At 45.1% G+C, this 18,001-nt stretch carries 20 protein-coding genes; 17 read left to right on the top strand and 3 right to left on the bottom strand.

Going from position 1 to position 18,001, the window contains the following annotated elements; translation table 11 throughout:
• The first annotated feature begins 104 nt into the window (after positions 1 to 104).
• The 5 genes from IGI92_RS14890 (at position 105) to IGI92_RS14870 (ending at position 7,696) form a co-directional block, all read left to right on the top strand.
• Positions 105 to 2,267, top strand: coding sequence for a PBP1A family penicillin-binding protein (locus tag IGI92_RS14890; RefSeq protein WP_008382020.1), 2,163 nt, complete (start codon positions 105 to 107; stop codon positions 2,265 to 2,267).
• Positions 2,268 to 2,337: 70 nt separating this feature from the next.
• The gene (locus tag IGI92_RS14885) at positions 2,338 to 2,679 is read left to right on the top strand and encodes a YlbF family regulator (protein ID WP_005227708.1); all 342 of its coding nucleotides are present in this window, start codon (positions 2,338 to 2,340) and stop codon (positions 2,677 to 2,679) included.
• A gap of 193 nt (positions 2,680 to 2,872) precedes the next feature.
• Positions 2,873 to 4,063, top strand: a complete 1,191-nt coding sequence (locus IGI92_RS14880; RefSeq protein WP_301388160.1) for a metallophosphoesterase family protein — start codon at positions 2,873 to 2,875, stop codon at positions 4,061 to 4,063.
• Positions 4,060 to 6,735, top strand: a complete 2,676-nt coding sequence (locus IGI92_RS14875; RefSeq protein WP_042890488.1) for an AAA family ATPase — start codon at positions 4,060 to 4,062, stop codon at positions 6,733 to 6,735. The genes IGI92_RS14880 and IGI92_RS14875 overlap by 4 nt, the downstream gene beginning before the upstream one ends.
• A gap of 16 nt (positions 6,736 to 6,751) precedes the next feature.
• The gene (locus IGI92_RS14870) at positions 6,752 to 7,696 is read left to right on the top strand and encodes a 3'-5' exoribonuclease YhaM family protein (RefSeq protein WP_034872173.1); all 945 of its coding nucleotides are present in this window, start codon (positions 6,752 to 6,754) and stop codon (positions 7,694 to 7,696) included.
• A gap of 169 nt (positions 7,697 to 7,865) precedes the next feature.
• Here the strand turns inward: IGI92_RS14870 and IGI92_RS14865 are convergent, their stop codons facing one another.
• From IGI92_RS14865 to IGI92_RS14855, 3 genes are all read right to left on the bottom strand, one after another.
• Entirely contained in the window at positions 7,866 to 8,900 is a 1,035-nt protein-coding gene (locus tag IGI92_RS14865) for a peptidylprolyl isomerase (protein WP_430607299.1), read from the bottom strand.
• A 115-nt stretch (positions 8,901 to 9,015) separates the two neighbouring features.
• Entirely contained in the window at positions 9,016 to 9,390 is a 375-nt protein-coding gene (locus IGI92_RS14860; protein ID WP_005227717.1) for a YtxH domain-containing protein, read from the bottom strand.
• On the bottom strand, positions 9,391 to 9,816 hold the full coding sequence (locus tag IGI92_RS14855; protein ID WP_016620009.1) for an HIT family protein: 426 nt from the start codon (positions 9,814 to 9,816) through the stop codon (positions 9,391 to 9,393).
• Positions 9,817 to 10,027: 211 nt separating this feature from the next.
• On the opposite strand from IGI92_RS14855, the gene IGI92_RS14850 reads away from it, so the two are divergent.
• The 12 genes from IGI92_RS14850 to comGG all read left to right on the top strand — a co-directional run bounded on the left by IGI92_RS14850 (position 10,028) and on the right by comGG (position 17,959).
• Entirely contained in the window at positions 10,028 to 10,507 is a 480-nt protein-coding gene (locus tag IGI92_RS14850) for a hypothetical protein (protein ID WP_005233404.1), read from the top strand.
• An 84-nt stretch (positions 10,508 to 10,591) separates the two neighbouring features.
• A complete protein-coding gene (locus IGI92_RS14845; protein ID WP_005233406.1) occupies positions 10,592 to 11,326 on the top strand; it encodes an ABC transporter ATP-binding protein in 735 nt (244 codons plus the stop codon).
• On the top strand, positions 11,323 to 12,534 hold the full coding sequence (locus IGI92_RS14840; RefSeq protein ID WP_061053365.1) for an ABC transporter permease: 1,212 nt from the start codon (positions 11,323 to 11,325) through the stop codon (positions 12,532 to 12,534). Before IGI92_RS14845 ends, IGI92_RS14840 begins: the two co-directional genes overlap by 4 nt.
• Positions 12,535 to 12,638: 104 nt before the next feature.
• A complete protein-coding gene (locus IGI92_RS14835) occupies positions 12,639 to 13,418 on the top strand; it encodes a phosphotransferase family protein (protein WP_430607296.1) in 780 nt (259 codons plus the stop codon).
• Positions 13,419 to 13,475: 57 nt separating this feature from the next.
• Positions 13,476 to 14,132, top strand: a complete 657-nt coding sequence (gene trmB / locus IGI92_RS14830) for a tRNA (guanosine(46)-N7)-methyltransferase TrmB (protein ID WP_301388159.1) — start codon at positions 13,476 to 13,478, stop codon at positions 14,130 to 14,132.
• A gap of 88 nt (positions 14,133 to 14,220) precedes the next feature.
• Entirely contained in the window at positions 14,221 to 15,183 is a 963-nt protein-coding gene (gene comGA / locus IGI92_RS14825; protein WP_061053364.1) for a competence type IV pilus ATPase ComGA, read from the top strand.
• Positions 15,137 to 16,165: a competence type IV pilus assembly protein ComGB gene (gene comGB / locus IGI92_RS14820; RefSeq protein ID WP_016612983.1), complete on the top strand. Its 1,029-nt coding sequence runs from the start codon at positions 15,137 to 15,139 to the stop codon at positions 16,163 to 16,165. The genes comGA and comGB overlap by 47 nt, the downstream gene beginning before the upstream one ends.
• Positions 16,162 to 16,467: a competence type IV pilus major pilin ComGC gene (gene comGC / locus IGI92_RS14815; RefSeq protein WP_005233413.1), complete on the top strand. Its 306-nt coding sequence runs from the start codon at positions 16,162 to 16,164 to the stop codon at positions 16,465 to 16,467. The genes comGB and comGC overlap by 4 nt, the downstream gene beginning before the upstream one ends.
• The gene (gene comGD, locus IGI92_RS14810; protein ID WP_005233414.1) at positions 16,451 to 16,915 is read left to right on the top strand and encodes a competence type IV pilus minor pilin ComGD; all 465 of its coding nucleotides are present in this window, start codon (positions 16,451 to 16,453) and stop codon (positions 16,913 to 16,915) included. Before comGC ends, comGD begins: the two co-directional genes overlap by 17 nt.
• Complete coding sequence (locus tag IGI92_RS14805; RefSeq protein WP_005233415.1) at positions 16,896 to 17,210, top strand: hypothetical protein; 315 nt, start codon at positions 16,896 to 16,898, stop codon at positions 17,208 to 17,210. The genes comGD and IGI92_RS14805 overlap by 20 nt, the downstream gene beginning before the upstream one ends.
• A complete protein-coding gene (gene comGF / locus IGI92_RS14800; protein WP_005233416.1) occupies positions 17,200 to 17,625 on the top strand; it encodes a competence type IV pilus minor pilin ComGF in 426 nt (141 codons plus the stop codon). The genes IGI92_RS14805 and comGF overlap by 11 nt, the downstream gene beginning before the upstream one ends.
• On the top strand, positions 17,588 to 17,959 hold the full coding sequence (gene comGG / locus IGI92_RS14795; protein WP_008382038.1) for a competence type IV pilus minor pilin ComGG: 372 nt from the start codon (positions 17,588 to 17,590) through the stop codon (positions 17,957 to 17,959). The genes comGF and comGG overlap by 38 nt, the downstream gene beginning before the upstream one ends.
• Positions 17,960 to 18,001 lie beyond the last annotated feature (42 nt).

The raw sequence follows: 18,001 nt of genomic DNA, 5'->3' as shown, positions 1-18,001 counted from the left end.
TCAATGCTAGAATAATAAAGCATTCTTTTCGAATGAAATTACGTCTAGAGCCGTATAACAAAGAAAGTCATTTATGCTACACTTAACCAAAGGAGCGTGAAGTAATGGATTGGAAACACATCCTTCACAAAATAAAGACCGGTTGGCTGACCTTTTGGCGCTGGTTAAAACCGTATTTGCAGCAATTTCATCAATGGCGCAAGCGGGTTTGGAAAAAATACCACGTAAATAAAATTTTTATTTTACTTAGTTTAGTTGCTATCTTAATCATGAGCGGGTATTTATTTTATATCGCCAAAAATACGAAAGTCAGTGAATTAGAGTCAGGTCTGAAAGAATCGACGGTGATTTTTGATGCCAATGGTGATGAAGCAGGGCAGTTGTACTCGCAAAAAGGCACGTACGTTTCTCTTGATGCCATCTCCAGTGATGTGGTCAACGCCTTGATCTCAACTGAAGACCGCAACTTCTATAATCACCACGGGTTTGATATCAAAGGGATCGCTCGGGCAGCCCTACGTATGCTGGTCAACCGCAGTGCCGAAGGCGGTGGGGGAAGTACCATCACCCAGCAGCTTGCTAAAAATGCCTATCTGTCCTTGGATCAAACCTTTAGTCGAAAAGCCAAGGAGCTTTTCTTAGCGATCGAGATCGAGAAGAAATATTCTAAAGATGAGATTTTAGAAATGTATTTGAACAGTTCCTATTTCGGTAACGGGGTTTGGGGCATTCAAGATGCCTCGCTAAAATATTTCGGTGTCAATGCTTCTGAACTAAGCGTGGGAGAAGCTGCGACGTTGGTGGGGATGCTCAAAGGTCCTTCGATCTATAACCCGATCGACAATCTGGAAAACGCCACGAACCGTCGCGACACCGTCTTGAGTTTGATGGTGGATAACGGCAAGTTGGACCAGTCCGTTGCTGACCAAGAATCACAAGTTGCCTTAGCCAATTTACTTTATGATGGATTTGGCAATTCAGAATCTGGCTATAAGTATCCTTATTATTTCGATGCGGTCATCGACGAAGCCGAATCCTATGGGTTGGACGCCGATGATGTCATGAATCGCGGCTACAAGATCTATACAGCCCTGGATCAAAACTACCAAGCACAAATGGAAGCTGCCTATAAAAACGATGCCTTGTTCCCTGAAAATGCCGCTGATGGCACGATGGTGCAATCTGGCTCTGTTGCACTTGATCCGAATACCGGTGGGGTGCAAGCGGTGGTGGGTCGTCGTGGTGAGCACGTCTTTAGAGGATTTAATTTTGCCACGCAAATGAAACGTTCACCAGGTTCCACGATCAAACCGATCAGCGTCTTCGCCCCTGCCCTAGAAGCTGGGTTTGAACCGGACAGTGTCCTGAAAGACGAGCCCCTTGATTTTTATGATGCTCAAAACTTTGACGGGACCTATGCTGGCGAAGCAGTCATGTACCAAGCCCTCGCCCAAAGTTTGAATCTGCCAGCAGTTTGGCTGCTGCATGAGATCGGCTTAGATCGCGGGTATAGCAAAGCACAAGAATTCGGTCTTTCCTTGACCGAATCCGACAAATATTATGGCTTAGCATTAGGTGGTTTGGAAAAAGGGGAATCTCCAATGACGATGGCAGCAGCGTATGGCGTTTTCGCTAATGGCGGGTATTACTACAAACCGCATTTGATCACCAAAATCGTTGATTCAACTGGTGCCGTGATCGTTGACAATACGTCTGTGCAAGGCAAACGCGTGATTTCTAAAGAGACCGCTGATAAAATGACGAGCATGATGCTAGGAACCTTCTCTAACGGGACGGGGGTTAGTGCTAGTCCGTACGGCTTTACGATCGCCGGTAAGACGGGTACGACAGAGACCAACTTTGATGCTTCTAAGGTCAATGACCAATGGATCGTCGGCTATACTCCTGATATGGTTCTGTCAACCTGGCTAGGATTTGAACATGTGAGTGAAGATCATTACTTAACGGGAACTAGCGGACAAGTTGTTGGGAAAATATTTAAAGCAGAGGCCGAAAGCTTACTGCCTTATAGTCAAGGCACCCAATTCCAAGTTGCAGACGCTTATTGGACAGGCGGAAAATTAATGGCAGCCGATGAGGTACCAGATCCTGATAGCAGTACGTCACAAAATAGCAATGATTGGCAACAAACCATCGATGACTTTGCCGAAAGCGCCAAAGAAGGTATGAAGGAATTCGGCAGCAAGATCAAAGAAGGAACGAAAGAATTGTTTGGCGGCTTGTGGAATTCCATTAGTGGAAATTAAAGGAATTAGGCAACTGCTAGTCTAGAACCTGAGAAGAATGGTATACTAGAAAAAAAGAGGAGGCGTCAAAATGGCAAATATTTATGATACAGCAAACCAATTAGAACGTGAATTACGGGAGTCAGAACAATTTCAAGATCTGAAAGGTTCTTTCGACCGTTTGAAAGCAAATGAAGAAGCGTACGCGTTATTCAAAGAGTTTCAAGAGTTGCAACAAAGCCTGCAACAAAAAATGATGGCTGGCGAAGAAATGACGGAAGAAGAAGCGCAAAAAGCCCAAGAATTATCGCAAAAAATTCAACAAGACGGCATCGTTTCTGACTTGATGCAAAAAGAGCAAGCCTTCAGTTTAGTGGCCAATGACTTGAACCGCATCATCATGGGTCCTGTAAGAGATCTATACGAAGCGTAATCGCCAACAAACAAAGACCAAAGAAGCAAGTGAAACTTCAGAGAAATTGGCTGCAACTGCAAGAGTCGTTTCCAAAGAAGTTTCAAAAGCGCTTCTTTGGTTTTTTTTATGAAAAAGGCGAACAAATTTTCGTATTTTGCTGACGAAATGACTGATAAATGTTATGATAGAAGCATTAAGGAGGGAGAAAGAAATGCGATTTTTACATAGTGCAGACCTGCATATCGACCGGTCATTTGAAGGGGTCCATCTGTTATCTGAAAAAGTGAAGACCCAACTCCCTGCTATCAATCAAAAAATCATCCGTAATTTGGTGGATGTTGCTTTAGAAAAAGCGGTCGATTTTGTTTTGCTGGCTGGGGATACATTCCATCAAGCACGGCCGAGTCTAAAAGTGCAGCATGACTTTTTTGCCCAACTGCAACGACTGGGAGAAGCAGAGATCCCAGTCTATATGATTTTCGGCAACCATGATTATTATGATCCGCAACGGTATTGGTTTGCTTTTCCAGAAAACGTCATTCTCTTTTCATCGGAAGAAGTTCAAACGGTACAAGGAACAACGAAAAACGGTGAAACCTATGCAATCAGTGGATTTAGCTACCAACATCCTTGGATCGCTGAAAATAAAGTAACAGAATTTCCCGCAAGAGCAGCGGTGGATTACCATATTGGGCTTTACCACGGGGATCAAGCCGGTGAACGGTATGCCCCCTTTTCAATCAGTGAAATGAAGCAAAAAGGCTATGATTATTGGGGCTTGGGGCACATCCATGTACCTAAGACGCTCTCAGAGCAACCACCGATCCTCTATCCCGGTACGCCTCAAGGAAAGACCAAGAAAGAGCAGGCGACTGGGGTGATTTTGGCAGAATTATCGCCACAAGGACCAACAATCGAGCGCTTGGAGATCGCGGAAATCGCTTGGCAAAAGCAAGTGGTCTCCTTAGCGGATGTGACCGCCTCGAATGCCGTATTGCTAGCGATCATCGAGCGCTTAAAAAGTCCTCGTTCGCGCTTGCTGCATCTGGTGTTGACCGATGTGCAGCAGCTGCCGCCAGATTGGTTTCCAGCTGCGGAAAAAAATGAATGGCTGACCTACCTCAATGAACGGTTGGCACAAACAGAGCCGCTGCAAGTAATCTATGCCCTTGAAGTCGAGCAAGCCAATGAAGACAAGATCGCATTGGCGGTACCACAAGACTATATGCTGCAGTTTTTAGCGATGTATGAGTCACCAGAGATCTTTGCGGACCGACTGTCCGATCTATTGCAGCATCCGCTGATCCAGCGGGGGATCACCCATGAATTATTTCAAGAAGAAGTCTTGCAGCAAGCCAAGCAATTGTTGAAAGACGACTTTCAATGGGAGGAGCAGTCATGAGAATTTTAAAAGCAGAGATTACCGGTTTTGGGAAATACCATGAACAAAGCTTTGCCTTTCATCCGCAAAATCAGCTGCTCTTTGGGCACAACGAGATCGGAAAATCGACGTTGTATCAATTTATTGCCGCCATCTTATTTGGCTTTCCGAAAAAGACAGCCAAGAAAAAAGACTATACCCCCAAAAACGGTGCAGCTTACGGTGGCAAGTTATGGTTGGCTCTGGAACCCTTCGGCGAAGTGATCGTGGAACGCTATCGGCATGTAGACCGCGGTCGTGCCAAAGTCCATGTCGCTGGTCAGACGGTCGATGAGCAATGGCTGGCACAACACCTGCAGCCCCTCAATCGAGCATTGTTCTTCGATGTCTTTACCTTTCAGCAAGAGCAATTGACCCAGATCGATAAGCTAGAAGAAAATGAGCTGCACCAAGCGTTGATTTCTCTGGGAATCAGCGGCAGTCAAAAAATGCTGCAGCAAGTGGCACAATATGAAACCATCAATCAGCAGCAATACAAGCCACGGGGGCAAAAGCTGCCTTTGAATCAGGCGTTAAAACAATTAGAAAAACTGCAAAAAACGATTGCGGAAAAGGAAAGCGAAGAAAGCCGCATCCAACAGCAGTATCAGCAGATCGCCCAGTTGCAAGAACAGATCCAAGACTTGCGATACCAGTTTCAAGCATTGAATGAAGCCTATCAGGAAAATCAGCAGCAGCTGAGTCATTGGGGGCTTTATGAAGAGTGGCAGCAAATGGCACCAGCAGATACGTTAGCCGATCCTCAGCAAGTCCAAGCCATCAAACAGTTTTATCAGCAGTATCAGCAGCTGACGGAAGAAATTCGCAAAAAAGAAGCTGAATTAGATCAGTTGGAGCAAGGAAAAGAATCAGATAAGTATTTCTTTTACCTTGATCACGAGCACCAAATCAATCACTTGCTGCAGCAGCAAGTGACGATGGCGCGTTTGGCAGATCGTGAAGCAGCGGCCAATCAACAAGAAGCCGTCGCCATCACGGAGCTGAATCGCTTGGTCGAAAAGCGCCAATGGAGTAGAGAATCGCCGCCGCTAGTAACGGCTTCGATCCATGAACAAACCACACGTTTACTACAAGAACGTGTGCAGTTAGAAGAGCTCGAAAAGCGCATGATGCGTTTAGAAGAAAAAGCGCAGCCTTTGCAAGCCACCGCAGCTCGCTTAGAACAGCAGCATCCTCAATTGATTGGCCGCAAGCCGGTTTCTCGCCCGCTATGGCCGCTAGGGATCGTCGGTGGGCTGCTAGTAGTGATCGGTATCTTTTTGCCGAGTCCGTGGCGCTGGCTTGCTCTAGGTGTAGGGATCGCAGCGATCATTGGCAGTGTTTTGCCGTTGATGAAAGCAGCGCCAAACAAACAGCAAGGCATCAAACAGGAATGGCAGACGGTTCTCATGCAGCTGGATCTGCTGGGAGAAGAGTTGGCGCAGCTGGGAAATGAACAGCAGCAAAAGCAGCAGCAGATCGATCGTGCCCACCAAGCCCTGACACCCTTTTTTGGTAATTTGCCGGTGGAAAGCTGGCAGTCGTATTTATTAGCCTATGATGAAGATGTTGCTAGCTATCAAGCCTACTCACAGCAGCGCAAACAAGCCTATCAAGAACGGCAAGCCGTCGCAGAAGAACTGGCACCCTTTGACGAGCAGTTCCGACCTTATGCTGAGTGGCTGCCGTTGCAAAACAAAACCTTGTTAGAAAAAGCAGCGATCTTGCAGAAATTTCATGAAGAGATGCAAACAATCAAGCTTTCACGACTGCAACAACCTAGCACGCTGCTGGCCCAACAGTTGACCCGCACCCGCAATGAACGCGACCAGCTACTTTCCCAGGCCAGTGATCTCTTACAGCAACAAGGCTTAGATCACCCTGCAGAAATCAGCCTCTGGTTGAAGCAATGGGAAGCGGCGCAACGCACGCAGCAGCGAGCAGAAGAATTGGCGGTGATGTTAACACCGATTTATCCTAAACCAGTGACGCAAGCAGAATTGCTGCAGCAAAAAGACCAGATCAAGCAGCAGCAAACACAGCTTCAGGCACAAATACAGCAGTTGACGGAGCAAAAACAGCGTTTGGAATTAGAAGCAGCAGCTAGTCAAAAAAATGGCACCTTGAATCAGCTTTATCAAGAAGAAAGTGAGCTAAAGGCGGTCATTGAAGAACTTGCTGTGGCATGGGGGAGTCGTCAGTTGGCGGCTTCGATTTTAACGGATGTCACGACCGAGTTGTCAGAACAGCAATTGCCGCAGCTATTGTCGGCTGCTTCAACCTATTTTGAACAGCTATCAAACGGACGTTATCAAAAGATTCTTTTGGAAAATGGCTTGTTGGTAGCGGCAAATGCCAGCGAGACGTTTTCGATCATCGACCTGTCCACAGGCACGAAGGATCAGTTAATCATGGCGTTACGCTTCGGTTATCTAGCACTGCAAAAAAATCACCCATTGTGTCCAATCATTATTGATGATGGTTGGCTGCATTATGATAGTGTTCGTAAGGAACGGTTTGCCGCAATGTTAAAAGAGTTTGGGCAAAGTTATCAAGTAATTTGTTTGTCTTCTGACCAAGAAATGGTAAGCTATTATCAGAAGTACCAGCAGCCTATCCAGGATCTGAGTAAAGGAAGTGAAAGATTTGGCTGATCGGCCAAATAAGCCCATGAAAAAAATTCGTGAATTAACTGTTGATGAAACGTTTCAACTTTTCTTGCTGATCAAGAATGCCGATGTGCGGATCGCGAAAAACGGCAAAAAATTTATTGCCTTCACCTTTCAAGATACATCCGGCACGATCGACGGAAAGTTCTGGGATGCATCAGATGAAGAAATCGCCCGTTTTGAACCCGGGAAAGTAGTACTGCTAGATGGAAAACGGGAGGTCTACCAAGGCAATCCGCAAGTCAAAATCATGCATTTGCGTTTAGCGAAACCGGAAGAGCCCCATGAACCAAGCCAATACATGGAAAAAGCACCCTTGCGAAAAGAAGAGATGGAAGAAGAAATCAGTCAAACCTTGTTTGAGATCACGAATCCTCACTGGAATCGAATCGTCCGTTTCTTACTGAACAAGTATAAAAAGGAATTCTTTGACTTTCCAGCTGCGAAGCGCAATCACCATGCCTTCGCCAGTGGATTGGCGTATCATACGACCACTATGCTGCGGTTAGGAAAAGCAATCGTCAAAGAGTACCCTGAATTGAATGCTTCACTACTGTATGCGGGTATCATTTTGCATGATTTAGGAAAAGTGATCGAGTTGACAGGTCCGATGACGACAGAGTATACCTTGGCGGGGAATCTAGTAGGGCATTTGGTCTTAGTGGATGAAGAAATCACGCAAGCCTGTATGGCTTTGAAATTTGATGACAAAGAAGAAGATATCGTTGTTTTGCGGCATATGGTTTTAGCCCACCATGGCTTATTAGAATATGGGTCACCTGTTCGCCCCCGCATAATGGAAGCGGAGATCCTCCATCAGATCGATAATTTGGATGCTTCCATGCAAATGATGCTGACGTCGATTCGTTTAACGGAACCTGGTCAATACACAGACCGAATTTTTGGCATGGACAATCGGAGTTTTTATGTACCGAAAGAAGTGTAGCGGTGACCTTGTAGCACGATCAACTAAAGTGAATGACGGAAAGAACAAAAACCACGCTAGGCTTGCTTAGCGTGGTTTTTCAGATGTTGGAAAAAGTAGCTGAATCGGCAATATTAACCTAATTAGCATAAAAAAAGAAGCGCCGCTACGACGGCACTTCTTTTTTCGTTTATTCAGCAGAAGAATCTGTAGCACTCTCACTCGTTGCAGTAGAATCATCGGTTGCATCAGTAGCAGAAGAATCTGCCGCTGAGCTGTCCGTTGCATCGGTAGCAGAAGAGTCAGCAGTTGAATCTTCTGTTTCGGCCGCTGTGATGTAATCAGCAAGCAAGTCTGCTAAGTCAGAGTCTTTCATTTTCACATTAGCTGCTTGCAATTCTTGACCGATCGTTGCTGCCATAAAGGTTGAATCATTCAACAAAGTGTTTTGAGCAATTTCAGTCAATTCATCTTTGTATTTATCCATATCGTTGCCTTTGTCTTGGTTTTTCACCATTTTCACAATATAGTATTCCGTCGTGTAAGTTGACGTGTTGGTTGCAGAGATCACTTCAGAGATTTCACCATCTTTTAAGTCAAAAGCGGCTGTTTTTACTTCACTTGGTACAGCTGATGAAGTAGAATCGAATTTGATCGTTCCGCCATCTTCTTTTGTTGCCGCATCCGTTGATTTTTCTTTAGCGATTTCGCCAAAGTCTGCATCATCTTTTTTCGCTTCTTCTAAGACGTCTTTGGCATCATCTTCACTTGCTACTTTGATGATTTGTGCTTCTACTTCAGGGTGGAAAGAATCCCAAGCAGTTTTCATGTCTTCATCAGTGATATCCATGTTGGCTTTTAAGCCTTCACGTAACGCAAGTTGTTGTTTCAATTCTGCACGGTAAGATTTTACCGTATAACCAGAGGCAGTCAATGTTGATTCAAAGGAATCACTGCCGCCGTATTGCTCAGCCACGTTGTTGAATTGTTCGTCGATCATTTCTTCCGTTACGTCATCGCCGTATTTTTCATTAAAGACTTTCAAGACGATCATTTCACGCAACGCTTGTTGATTTTCTGTACTTGTTTTTGCTTTGTCATAAAAATCTTGAACAGTGATTTTACCGCCCTTCATTGTTGCGATTTCCTCACTTGAGTTACCACAAGCCGCTAATGCAAAAAGACTCATTGCACTGACTGCTACTAAAATTAATTTTTTCTTCATTCGTTTAAGCACTCCTAATTCTAAAAAGTTTCATAATAATCACTGCACTTACTATACCACTTCTAGAAATGGTTGGAAAGAAAACAGCGGATGTTTCAAACAAAATTCATAAAAACTACAAATTTTCGATTTGTTTGTCGTCCTCTGCGCTTTGGGCTTGAATCGTCGTGATGTGCTGATTCAATTGTTCCATTTGGGTTTTGATCCGAGCAAGGCGCGGTTGTGCTTGGAATTTGAAGGCTTCCAAATCTTTCGTGAAAGATTCGGTCACAACTGGGATCGTTTCGTCGATCGTTTTGCGGGTTACCATCACAGCATCTTTGAGCTGTTTGACGCTGTCATTGAATTCTAAGGTCGCTTCTGTCGTGTCATCTAAATAGCGAATCAATTCTTCACGGGTTTCATTGCCGCTTTTTGGTGCAAAAAGCAAACCGCCTAAGCCGCCGGCAATGGAACCGAACAAAAGTCCTTTAAGAAAATTACCGATCATTTAGTTCACCTGCTTTCCAATTTTTTCGGCGATTGCCGCTAGCTCTTCCCCCGTGTAATTGTCTGCGTGATTGCCAAAATGGATCTTGAAATCATCGTCTTTGCTGTAGCGAGGAATCAAATGGACATGGGAATGGAAGACGGATTGGTACGCCAATTCTTTATTGTTGTTGATGATATTTAAGCCTTCGATCTCAGGGAATGCTTTTTCGATCGCCCGAGCAATCTTAGGGATACGGGCAAAAACCGCTGCTGCCAACGTTTCATCGTACTCGAAAATATCCGTCACATGCGTTTTGGGAATGACCAATGTATGACCAGGGGTGACTTGGGAAATATCTAAAAAGGCATAGACTTGCTCATCCTCGTAGACTTTGTAGCTAGGAATCTCACGATTATTGATTTTACAAAAAATACAATTTTCCATTGTAAAAAACCTCCTTGATCTATTACCTCTACTTTACCATATTTTGCTTTTTTTCGTCTGGTTTCCTCTTTGAAAAAGTCGGAACAAGGCAACTGTTCCTTCAACAAAGGCGCTTTTTTAAAGAAATGCGAAAAGCAAGCGAGAAACGCTTGCATTTAGATTCCAACAACCCTAGACTTAATATCAGAAATCATTTGGAAAGAAGGAACCTATGAAACCGATCATTAAAGAAACCTTACAGAAAAAAACAACGACTTCAGCGAAGCTTCGCTACTTAGCCTATGCCTATAAAGAGTGGTTGATCGCGATCACGCTGTTTGTGGTGTTTGCTGGTTCAATCACTTATTCTCTGACACGTCCGCAAGAAGAAGTAGTCAATGCCGCCATTGTCACTGAAACAGCAATGGACCCTGCGGTGCAAAGTGAATTGGAAGCAGCCGTTGAAGCATGGGCAATAGACCAAGGGTATCAAAAAGAAGAGCTGAGGATCAGCCTGGTTTCTTATGCCGAACCAGCCGCTGTCCAAGCCTTTACCACCCGTCTTGCCGCTGGTGCGATCCAAATGGTCGTTTTTCCAGCCAGCGAAGCACAAACGTGGCAAGAGCGCTTTGGCAGCCAAGAACTAGCGCAAGAAATCATTACAGTGGGAGAAAATGAATTTATCCTGCAAGTCACGAATAAAGAAAAATAAACAACTGTTTTGCCAGCTGACTGAATTGAACAAAAAGAGCCTACGTTGACAAAGAGCCATAATCAGGCGAATCGGAGGGAAAAAATGACTTTACAAGTAGCAAACGTGACAGGCGGCTATAATCAGCTGCCAGTCTTAAAAAATATTGATTTTACGATCGGCGATGGGGAGCTCGTTGGCTTGATCGGCTTGAACGGGGCAGGGAAGAGTACGACGATCAAAGAAATCATCGGTTTACTGCAACCTCACAGCGGCACCATCACGATCGACGGCTTGACCCTTAAAGAAAACCCAGAGCAATACCGCAAACAAATCGGGTATATCCCCGAAACCCCTTCTTTATATGAAGAATTGACCTTAAGAGAGCACATTGAAGTGACGGCGATGGCCTACGATCTTCCACAAGAAGAAGCCATGAAGCGAGCAGAACGCCTGCTAAAAACCTTTCGCTTAGAAAACAAACTCGATTGGTTCCCGGCAAACTTTTCAAAAGGGATGAAACAAAAAGTCATGGTACTGTGTGCCTTTTTGATTGAGCCGAGTGTCTACATCATTGATGAACCCTTTCTAGGATTAGATCCTTTAGCGATCAATGCGTTATTGGAACTGATGAATGAGATGAAACAAACCGGGGCATCTATTTTGATGTCCACCCACATTTTAGCAACCGCAGAGAAGTATTGTGACAAATTCATCCTCTTGCATAACGGTGAGATCCGCGCACAAGGGACATTGGCGGAACTAAGAAGCCAATTTCAAGCACCAGAAGCCTCCCTTGATGATCTGTACCTCGCACTGACAAAGGAGAGTCAAGCATGAAGCAGTTTTTCTCGCAACGCTTACAGCGGCATCAAAAACAGATGACACGCTATTTGCGCTATGTCTTCAATGATCATTTTGCTTTGATCAGCACCTTCTTAGTCGGAGGTCTGGGGCTCTATTATTCTGAATTGCTAAAAACATTGCCGCGGCCGTTTCCATTAGGCGGCATCATCGTGGTCGCTGTTTGGCTCTTTGTTTTACCGCTGGGACGCTTAGCGACACTGACGAAACCGGCAGATTTGATTTTTCTGTTAGCCAAAGAAGGACAAATGACAAGTTATCTCAGCCAAGCGTTACGTTATTCCCTCTGGCTGCCCTTTGGGGTTTTATTTTTAGCCGTAGGGGCAACGATGCCTTTGGTCGTGGTCACAGCAAACAGCACCTTTGCCTCATTCCCATACTTTTTAGGGATGATGTGGCTCTTAAAACTGGGGGATCTTTCACTACAACGGATTCGTTTGTATCAAGAAACTCAGCAGCAAGTCAAACAGCAGCGAGGCATCTGGTTCGCAAGTACGTTTGCTGCCACACTTGCCAGTATTTATGTAGCACCTTGGCTAGGATTGGGGATCAGCATCCTCCAAGCAATCTGGTTCCTCTTTGGACTGAAAGCCAATAGCCAGCTTTTGGATTGGGACTATATGATCCAAGCCGAACAGTCGCGCTTAATGCGTATCTATCGTTTTATCAACTTATTTACAGATGTTCCCCAAATCACGACGGAAGCCAAACGGCGCAAATACCTCGACTGGCTGCTGGCAAAGATCAAACCAGTGCACAGCAATACGTACCTCTATCTTTACTTGCGCCGAGTGATCCGTGGGGGGCAATATGGCGGGCTTTATGTCCGTTTGACTTTGATTGGTGGGTTCGTCTTATTCTTTGTCGATGAGCTTTGGATCAGTCTGCTGATCGGCTGCTTGTTTCTTTATCTGATCGGTTTCCAACTGATTCCTTTGATCAATGAGTTTCAATACATGGTTTTGACACATCTGTATCCCGTGCCAGAAAAACAAAAAGCCGCAGCGATCAAAAAAATTCTTGGGGCACTCTTACTGGTGACCGCAGTTCTTTTCGGTGTGATCTGTTGCTTGCGCTTGCCTTTTGTTTGGCAAGGCGGTATCGCGTTTCTTGGCTTCTTAGGGTTTGCGGGTCTTTTTTTAGGCATCTACTTGCCAGGGCGATTAAAGAAAATGCACGCCTGATCCACAAGTGGCCTCTCTTACAAAAAGCGAACGCATATGCGCTTGACGGCGACCCATTAGGAAGCTAGAATAAGAGGTACTGCGAAATAAGGAGAGAAGCTAGGATGGATATTCGCTTGGATCAAGATTGGCGTATGCGGCCAATCAAAGGCGACACCGGGAAAGCCTATATCGGGCTCAAGGACAACGACAAAGTCTTTATCAAACGAAATACGACCCCGATGCTTGCGGCACTCTCTAAAGAGGGCATTGCACCCAAACTCGTCTGGACGAAACGGACGGGAAATGGGGATACGCTCTCCGCACAAGAATGGCTGGATGGACGGGTCTTAGATCCCGATGAAATCGGCCAAAGAAATGATGTCATTGATGTGTTGTATCACTTGCATCATTCAAAAACGTTGGCACAGATGCTAAGCAAAATCGGCGGACAAGTCAGATCGCCTGAACAGATGCTGATGGATTATCAGGATCAGCTGCCTTCTGCGGTCGCCCAAAACCGTTTTATTAATTTGGTCACCGAGTATTTAAAAACCAATATTCCAGCTTTTGACGAGCAGAAAGCCGCGGTCGTCCATGGCGATGTCAATTATCGAAATTGGCTAGTTTGTCAAAACTATTTGTATTTAGTCGATTGGGATTCCGTGATGTTTGCAGATCCGGCAATCGATATCGGCACTATTTTAGGTCACTATGTGCCATTATCTGGCTGGTCTCATTGGCTCGTGCGCTATGGTATCCACAGCAGCAGCGAAGTGATCGAAAAGATTTATTGGTACGCATTGTTGAGTATGCTGCAAGAGGTCAAAAAATATTATCTGCGAGGCGATTACAAAGCCATGAATGCAGAGATTTTACAATTAAAACGAATTTATAGCGAATGAAGAGAAGATGGAGCGAGGCAATTTGGTTCCATCTTGTTTTTTCGGAAAGGAAGAAACATGAGAGTAAGAAAACGTGCAGGTGCAAAAGAGCTGATTGACGCTCATCCAGAATACGTCGTGGCAGAGCCTACTGAATGGAAAGGGCGTTGGCATGAACGCTTTGGCAATGATCACCCGCTGCATATCGAAATTGGAATGGGAAAAGGCCAATTTATTACGGAAATGGCGAAAGCTCATCCCGAGATCAATTATATTGGTGTGGAAATGCAGATTAGTGTCGTTTCGATCGCATTAGATAAAATGATCGAGCAGGAGATCCCGAACTTGCAACTGCTGCATGTCGATGGTTCCGCATTGACCAACTATTTTGCAGACAATGAAGTAGACCAGATCTATTTGAATTTTTCTGATCCATGGCCTAAGAAGAAGCATGAGAAGCGCCGTTTGACTTCCAAAGCCTTTTTAGCAGTCGACGAGCAGATTTTACGTCCCAACGGCGAGATCCATATCAAAACGGATAACCAAGGATTGTTTGAGTATTCCTTAGCGAGCTTTTCTCAATACGGCATGATTATCAAACAAGTTTGGTTGGACTTGCATAACAGTTCCTTTGAGAACAATATCATGACGGAATATGAAGAAAAATTCTCAAGCCGCGGGCAGCGGATCTATCGGGTGGAAGCCCAATTTGTGGCAAAAGAACCACAGAAATAAACGAATGATGAAAGATGAAGCAAATTTGCTTCATCTTTTTTTTCTATTCTCAAAGCGTTTGCGTATTTCTTTTTAGGAGGGATAAGTCGTGGATATTCGAGCATTCTCAGACGAGTTGATTCTTTATGGAAGACAAGAACGCATGCAGGATCTGACCATTTTGCCTAGCGGTACACAGATGGAGGTGATTTTCAGTAAAAGCTATCTCAGAAAGACCTATCAAGTACTGACCAACGAAGAAGCTCAGCAGCTGATCACCCGCTTCAAATTTTTAGGAGGAATGGAGGTGGGAGAACGGCGCAAAGCTCAGTTAGGCGCAGTCAGCTATCTGTTAGGCGATCAGCTACAGCGGTTGCGCGTCTCAACGGTGGGTGATTATCAAGGGCGTGAAAGTCTCGTGATGCGGTTTCTTTATCCTTTGAACAAGGAGCATCTGCGCTATTTTTTTGCAGAAGACGTCCAGCAGATCCAACAGACAACCAAACAAAGAGGCCTATATTTATTTTCTGGTCCCACTGGCTCAGGAAAATCGACCCTCATGTATCAATTAGCACGGGCAACCAAGGGACAAGTCATTACCATCGAAGATCCTGTGGAGATTGAAGAGCCGCATTTTTTACAGCTGCAGACCAATTTGAAAATCGGACAAGACTATGATGAATTGATTCGCTTGTCTTTACGGCATCGTCCGGACCTGCTTTTGATTGGCGAGATCCGTAACAAAGAGACGGCGCAAGCCGCTGTACGAGCCGCTCTGACAGGTCATCGAGTATTTGCCACGATCCATGCACGAGGCGTAGCAGAAACCAAGACACGGCTGCTGGAATTGCTAGGGGCAGACGATCTTCTGGCGCACGCGTTGCAAGGGATCGTTTATCAGCGATTGTTGCCGAATGAAGTCAACGAACCCCATGGATTGCTGGCGTATCACTTTTATGAGGGGCAAGTGGAAAAACAGTGGCAGCACGTATTAAAACGAGTGAAAGAAAGTGGGTGGATCACCGATGAAGTTTATGAAAAAGAAGCCCCAGCTACCACGCCGTGCAACTGAAGCCCTCTTGGTCACCTTCACGGTGTTATTGGAGAGTGGCTTTTCCCTACAAGAAAGCCTCCAAGTGTTGCTGCGCAGTCGCCAGTTTTCTGAACCTGTGATCGAACAGCTGATTGCCCATCTTGCCCAAGGGCAAAGCTTGGCAGCTGCAGTAGCGCCGTTGTCTTTATCGGCTACCGAAAAAAATCAGCTTTATTTAGCAGAAAGTCATGGGAATCTCACGACGACCTTGCGGCGGATGGTCGACTACCACAAATTGGTCAACAAGCAAAAACAGCTGCTGTACAAAGTAGCGGCCTATCCGCTTTTGCTACTGGTCTTTTTAGTGGCGGCTCTCTTTGGCATGCATCGCTTTTTAATGCCTCAATTGTTAGCCTCTGGCATGATCGACGAAGGTCATTGGGGCATTCGCGCCATCACTTGGGCACCAGCAGTACTTATCCTCTTCTTGTTGGTAAGTGTGCTGCTTTTTGTGATCAGCCGCTGGGTATTTGCCCGCCGCACTGCCTTGCAAAAAGCTGTATTCTTCAGCCACCTGCCATTGTTCGGAGCATTGTACACGAGTTATCACACGAGTTTTTTCGCATTGGAATGGGGCAAGTTGTTTCAGCAAGGGTTAGATATCCAACAGATCATTGAGTGTATGGAGCACACCAATAAAGCTACCTTGATCCAAGAATTAGCGCGAGAGTTGCGAGTGACCTTGACACTTGGCGGAGAACTCCCAGAAAAACTTCGTCATTTCTCGTTTCTCACACCAGAATTTTCTTTGATCGTCTTTCAAGGAGAAGTACGGGGAAAGTTAGGAGAAGAGCTTTTTTTATACAGTCAATTATTGATGGATCGCTTGTTTCAACGAATCGAAAAAGCTATTCACTGGGTTCAGCCTCTGATTTTTTTGTTGGTTGCTTTAATGATCGTTGGGATCTATGCCGCTATGTTTTTACCAATCTATGGAAATATCCAAGGAGTGATCGAATGATAGAAAAGAAAGTCGCATCTTCTCGCAAGCAGGGGATTTGGCGTGTCAAAAAAGGCTTTACATTGGTTGAAATGTTGGTTGTTTTATTAGTGATCAGTATTTTGGTTTTGTTGTTTGTCCCAAATCTTGCCAAGCAAAGAGGAATCATTGATGAGAAAGGAAATGCGGCCATCGTGAAAGTGGTGGAAACCCAGATCGAACTCTTTCGTCTGAATGAAAATCGGGAGCCCTCGAGAGAAGAATTGATCGCTGAAGGGTATGTATCTGAGGAGCAATATGCGATTTATGAGCAAGGGGACTAAGGGCTGTCGACGTTGCTCTTTTGCTGGTTTTACTTTAATAGAAAGCCTTTTGGTTCTCATGGTCAGTAGTATGTTTCTCTTTTTTCCCGTCGTGGCCATCGAGTACTATCAACGATCTGCTGAAGTCTTAGGCTTTTGTGCACGCTTAGAAAAAGGCCTCTATACCATACAGCAATCGGCCATCATCGATAACACACAAACCCGAGCCGTTTATCAAGCAGCGCCAACGCCAACTGTTTCATTTTATGGCGCTGCAACTGAGCCGGTCACCAAGATCGAAGTCCCTCCTCAACTAGCGATGCAGGCGTTTCCCGATATTCTTTTTAGTAGTCAGTCCGGCAACAATAGCAGTCTGCGAAGGATCGTTTTCTATTGGCAGGAGAAAAAGCAAACCATCAGCTATAAGTTTTTATTTGGGAGCGGACGCTATGAAAAAATCGTTGAATAGCGGGTTCATCTTAGCAGAAAGCCTGATTGGCTTTGGGGTGTTGGCAACCTGTGTGTTATTGTTTTTAGCGATGCAGACCGCTTCACTGACGCAAAGTGCGGCATTGCAGGAAAAAGCCCAAATGCTGCGGGTGCTGTATGAAGAAGTCCAGAACCACTCCTTTGATGCGTCAACCATTACCTACACGACGCAGCGTCAGACGGTCTATCAAGTTCGCTTTTGGCAAGCAGCGCAGCATCAACAGGCACGCATCCAAAGTGGCGAACAGCTCTGGGAGATTGTGTATGAAGAGTAAAGGCTTTACTTTGTTGGAGTGTCTGTTGTCTTTATGGGTATTGGCGATCTGCTTATTGATGATCAGCGGGATCGTCAAGCACCTCGCACCGGTCAATCAGCAGATCATGGCTCGCAAAGATCAAGAATGGCATGTTTTTTTGTTTCAGTTGGAACGGGAATTAAGTACCTGTGTCTATCTATCAGTCAGCGAGAACACGCTATATTTGCGAAGCAGTCAAAACAATTCGGTAACGATCGATCGCATCAACCGCGTGTTGCGGAAACGGGACAACAATGGCTATCAACCGTTGTTGACAGAAGTGGCAGATGTGTCTTTTGAGAAAATTGGCGCAGCGATCCGCTTTACCGTTTCCTTTGAGAATGGAGACCAGAAAATTGGACAATGGAAAATACACTCACAAGAGGCGGCATAAAGGCGGTATTTTACTCACAGCATTGTTGTTTGTGCAGCTGTTGAGCTTGATGTTATTGCTGGTGTTAGAAAACAGCCGCACAACAGCCCTTTTTTATACAAAAACCATTGAAACCTATGAAGCCCGTATTATGAGTGAACTTTTCCATGCGGAATTCTTGCAAAACGAGTTGGAAGATCGAGGGACACGGTTTTATAATGTAGGAAAGTTGACTTATGAACGGCAAGGACAGAGCTTACAGATCGAATGCTATGTCAAAAGTCGGCGATTTACTTTTACCTTTTTGTTGCCTGAAGAGCAGCCTGAAATAGACACAGATGACCAAGAAGAATAGTACAGGAAAAGGATGGTTGTTTCGACCATCCTTTTTCATACA

The organism is Enterococcus sp. DIV2379 (genome assembly GCF_050542965.1).
GTDB classification, from domain to species: Bacteria; Bacillota; Bacilli; order Lactobacillales; family Enterococcaceae; genus Enterococcus_D; species Enterococcus_D entomosocium.
This window is presented reverse-complemented; position numbering and strand designations above follow the sequence as displayed.

Bases quoted from the DNA above. Each gene is read 5' to 3' on its own strand.
- comGB (WP_016612983.1), top strand. From the start codon at position 15,137: ATGAAGTTTATGAAAAAGAAGCCCCAGCTACCACGCCGTGCAACTGAA.
- IGI92_RS14835 (WP_430607296.1), top strand. From the start codon at position 12,639: ATGGATATTCGCTTGGATCAAGATTGGCGTATGCGGCCAATCAAAGGC.
- IGI92_RS14840 (WP_061053365.1), top strand. From the start codon at position 11,323: ATGAAGCAGTTTTTCTCGCAACGCTTACAGCGGCATCAAAAACAGATG.
- trmB (WP_301388159.1), top strand. From the start codon at position 13,476: ATGAGAGTAAGAAAACGTGCAGGTGCAAAAGAGCTGATTGACGCTCAT.
- IGI92_RS14845 (WP_005233406.1), top strand. From the start codon at position 10,592: ATGACTTTACAAGTAGCAAACGTGACAGGCGGCTATAATCAGCTGCCA.
- comGF (WP_005233416.1), top strand. From the start codon at position 17,200: ATGAAGAGTAAAGGCTTTACTTTGTTGGAGTGTCTGTTGTCTTTATGG.
- IGI92_RS14855 (WP_016620009.1), bottom strand. From the start codon at position 9,816: ATGGAAAATTGTATTTTTTGTAAAATCAATAATCGTGAGATTCCTAGC.
- IGI92_RS14805 (WP_005233415.1), top strand. From the start codon at position 16,896: ATGAAAAAATCGTTGAATAGCGGGTTCATCTTAGCAGAAAGCCTGATT.
- IGI92_RS14850 (WP_005233404.1), top strand. From the start codon at position 10,028: ATGAAACCGATCATTAAAGAAACCTTACAGAAAAAAACAACGACTTCA.
- IGI92_RS14865 (WP_430607299.1), bottom strand. From the start codon at position 8,900: ATGAAGAAAAAATTAATTTTAGTAGCAGTCAGTGCAATGAGTCTTTTT.
- comGD (WP_005233414.1), top strand. From the start codon at position 16,451: ATGAGCAAGGGGACTAAGGGCTGTCGACGTTGCTCTTTTGCTGGTTTT.
- IGI92_RS14875 (WP_042890488.1), top strand. From the start codon at position 4,060: ATGAGAATTTTAAAAGCAGAGATTACCGGTTTTGGGAAATACCATGAA.
- IGI92_RS14885 (WP_005227708.1), top strand. From the start codon at position 2,338: ATGGCAAATATTTATGATACAGCAAACCAATTAGAACGTGAATTACGG.
- IGI92_RS14890 (WP_008382020.1), top strand. From the start codon at position 105: ATGGATTGGAAACACATCCTTCACAAAATAAAGACCGGTTGGCTGACC.
- IGI92_RS14880 (WP_301388160.1), top strand. From the start codon at position 2,873: ATGCGATTTTTACATAGTGCAGACCTGCATATCGACCGGTCATTTGAA.
- comGC (WP_005233413.1), top strand. From the start codon at position 16,162: ATGATAGAAAAGAAAGTCGCATCTTCTCGCAAGCAGGGGATTTGGCGT.
- IGI92_RS14870 (WP_034872173.1), top strand. From the start codon at position 6,752: ATGAAAAAAATTCGTGAATTAACTGTTGATGAAACGTTTCAACTTTTC.
- IGI92_RS14860 (WP_005227717.1), bottom strand. From the start codon at position 9,390: ATGATCGGTAATTTTCTTAAAGGACTTTTGTTCGGTTCCATTGCCGGC.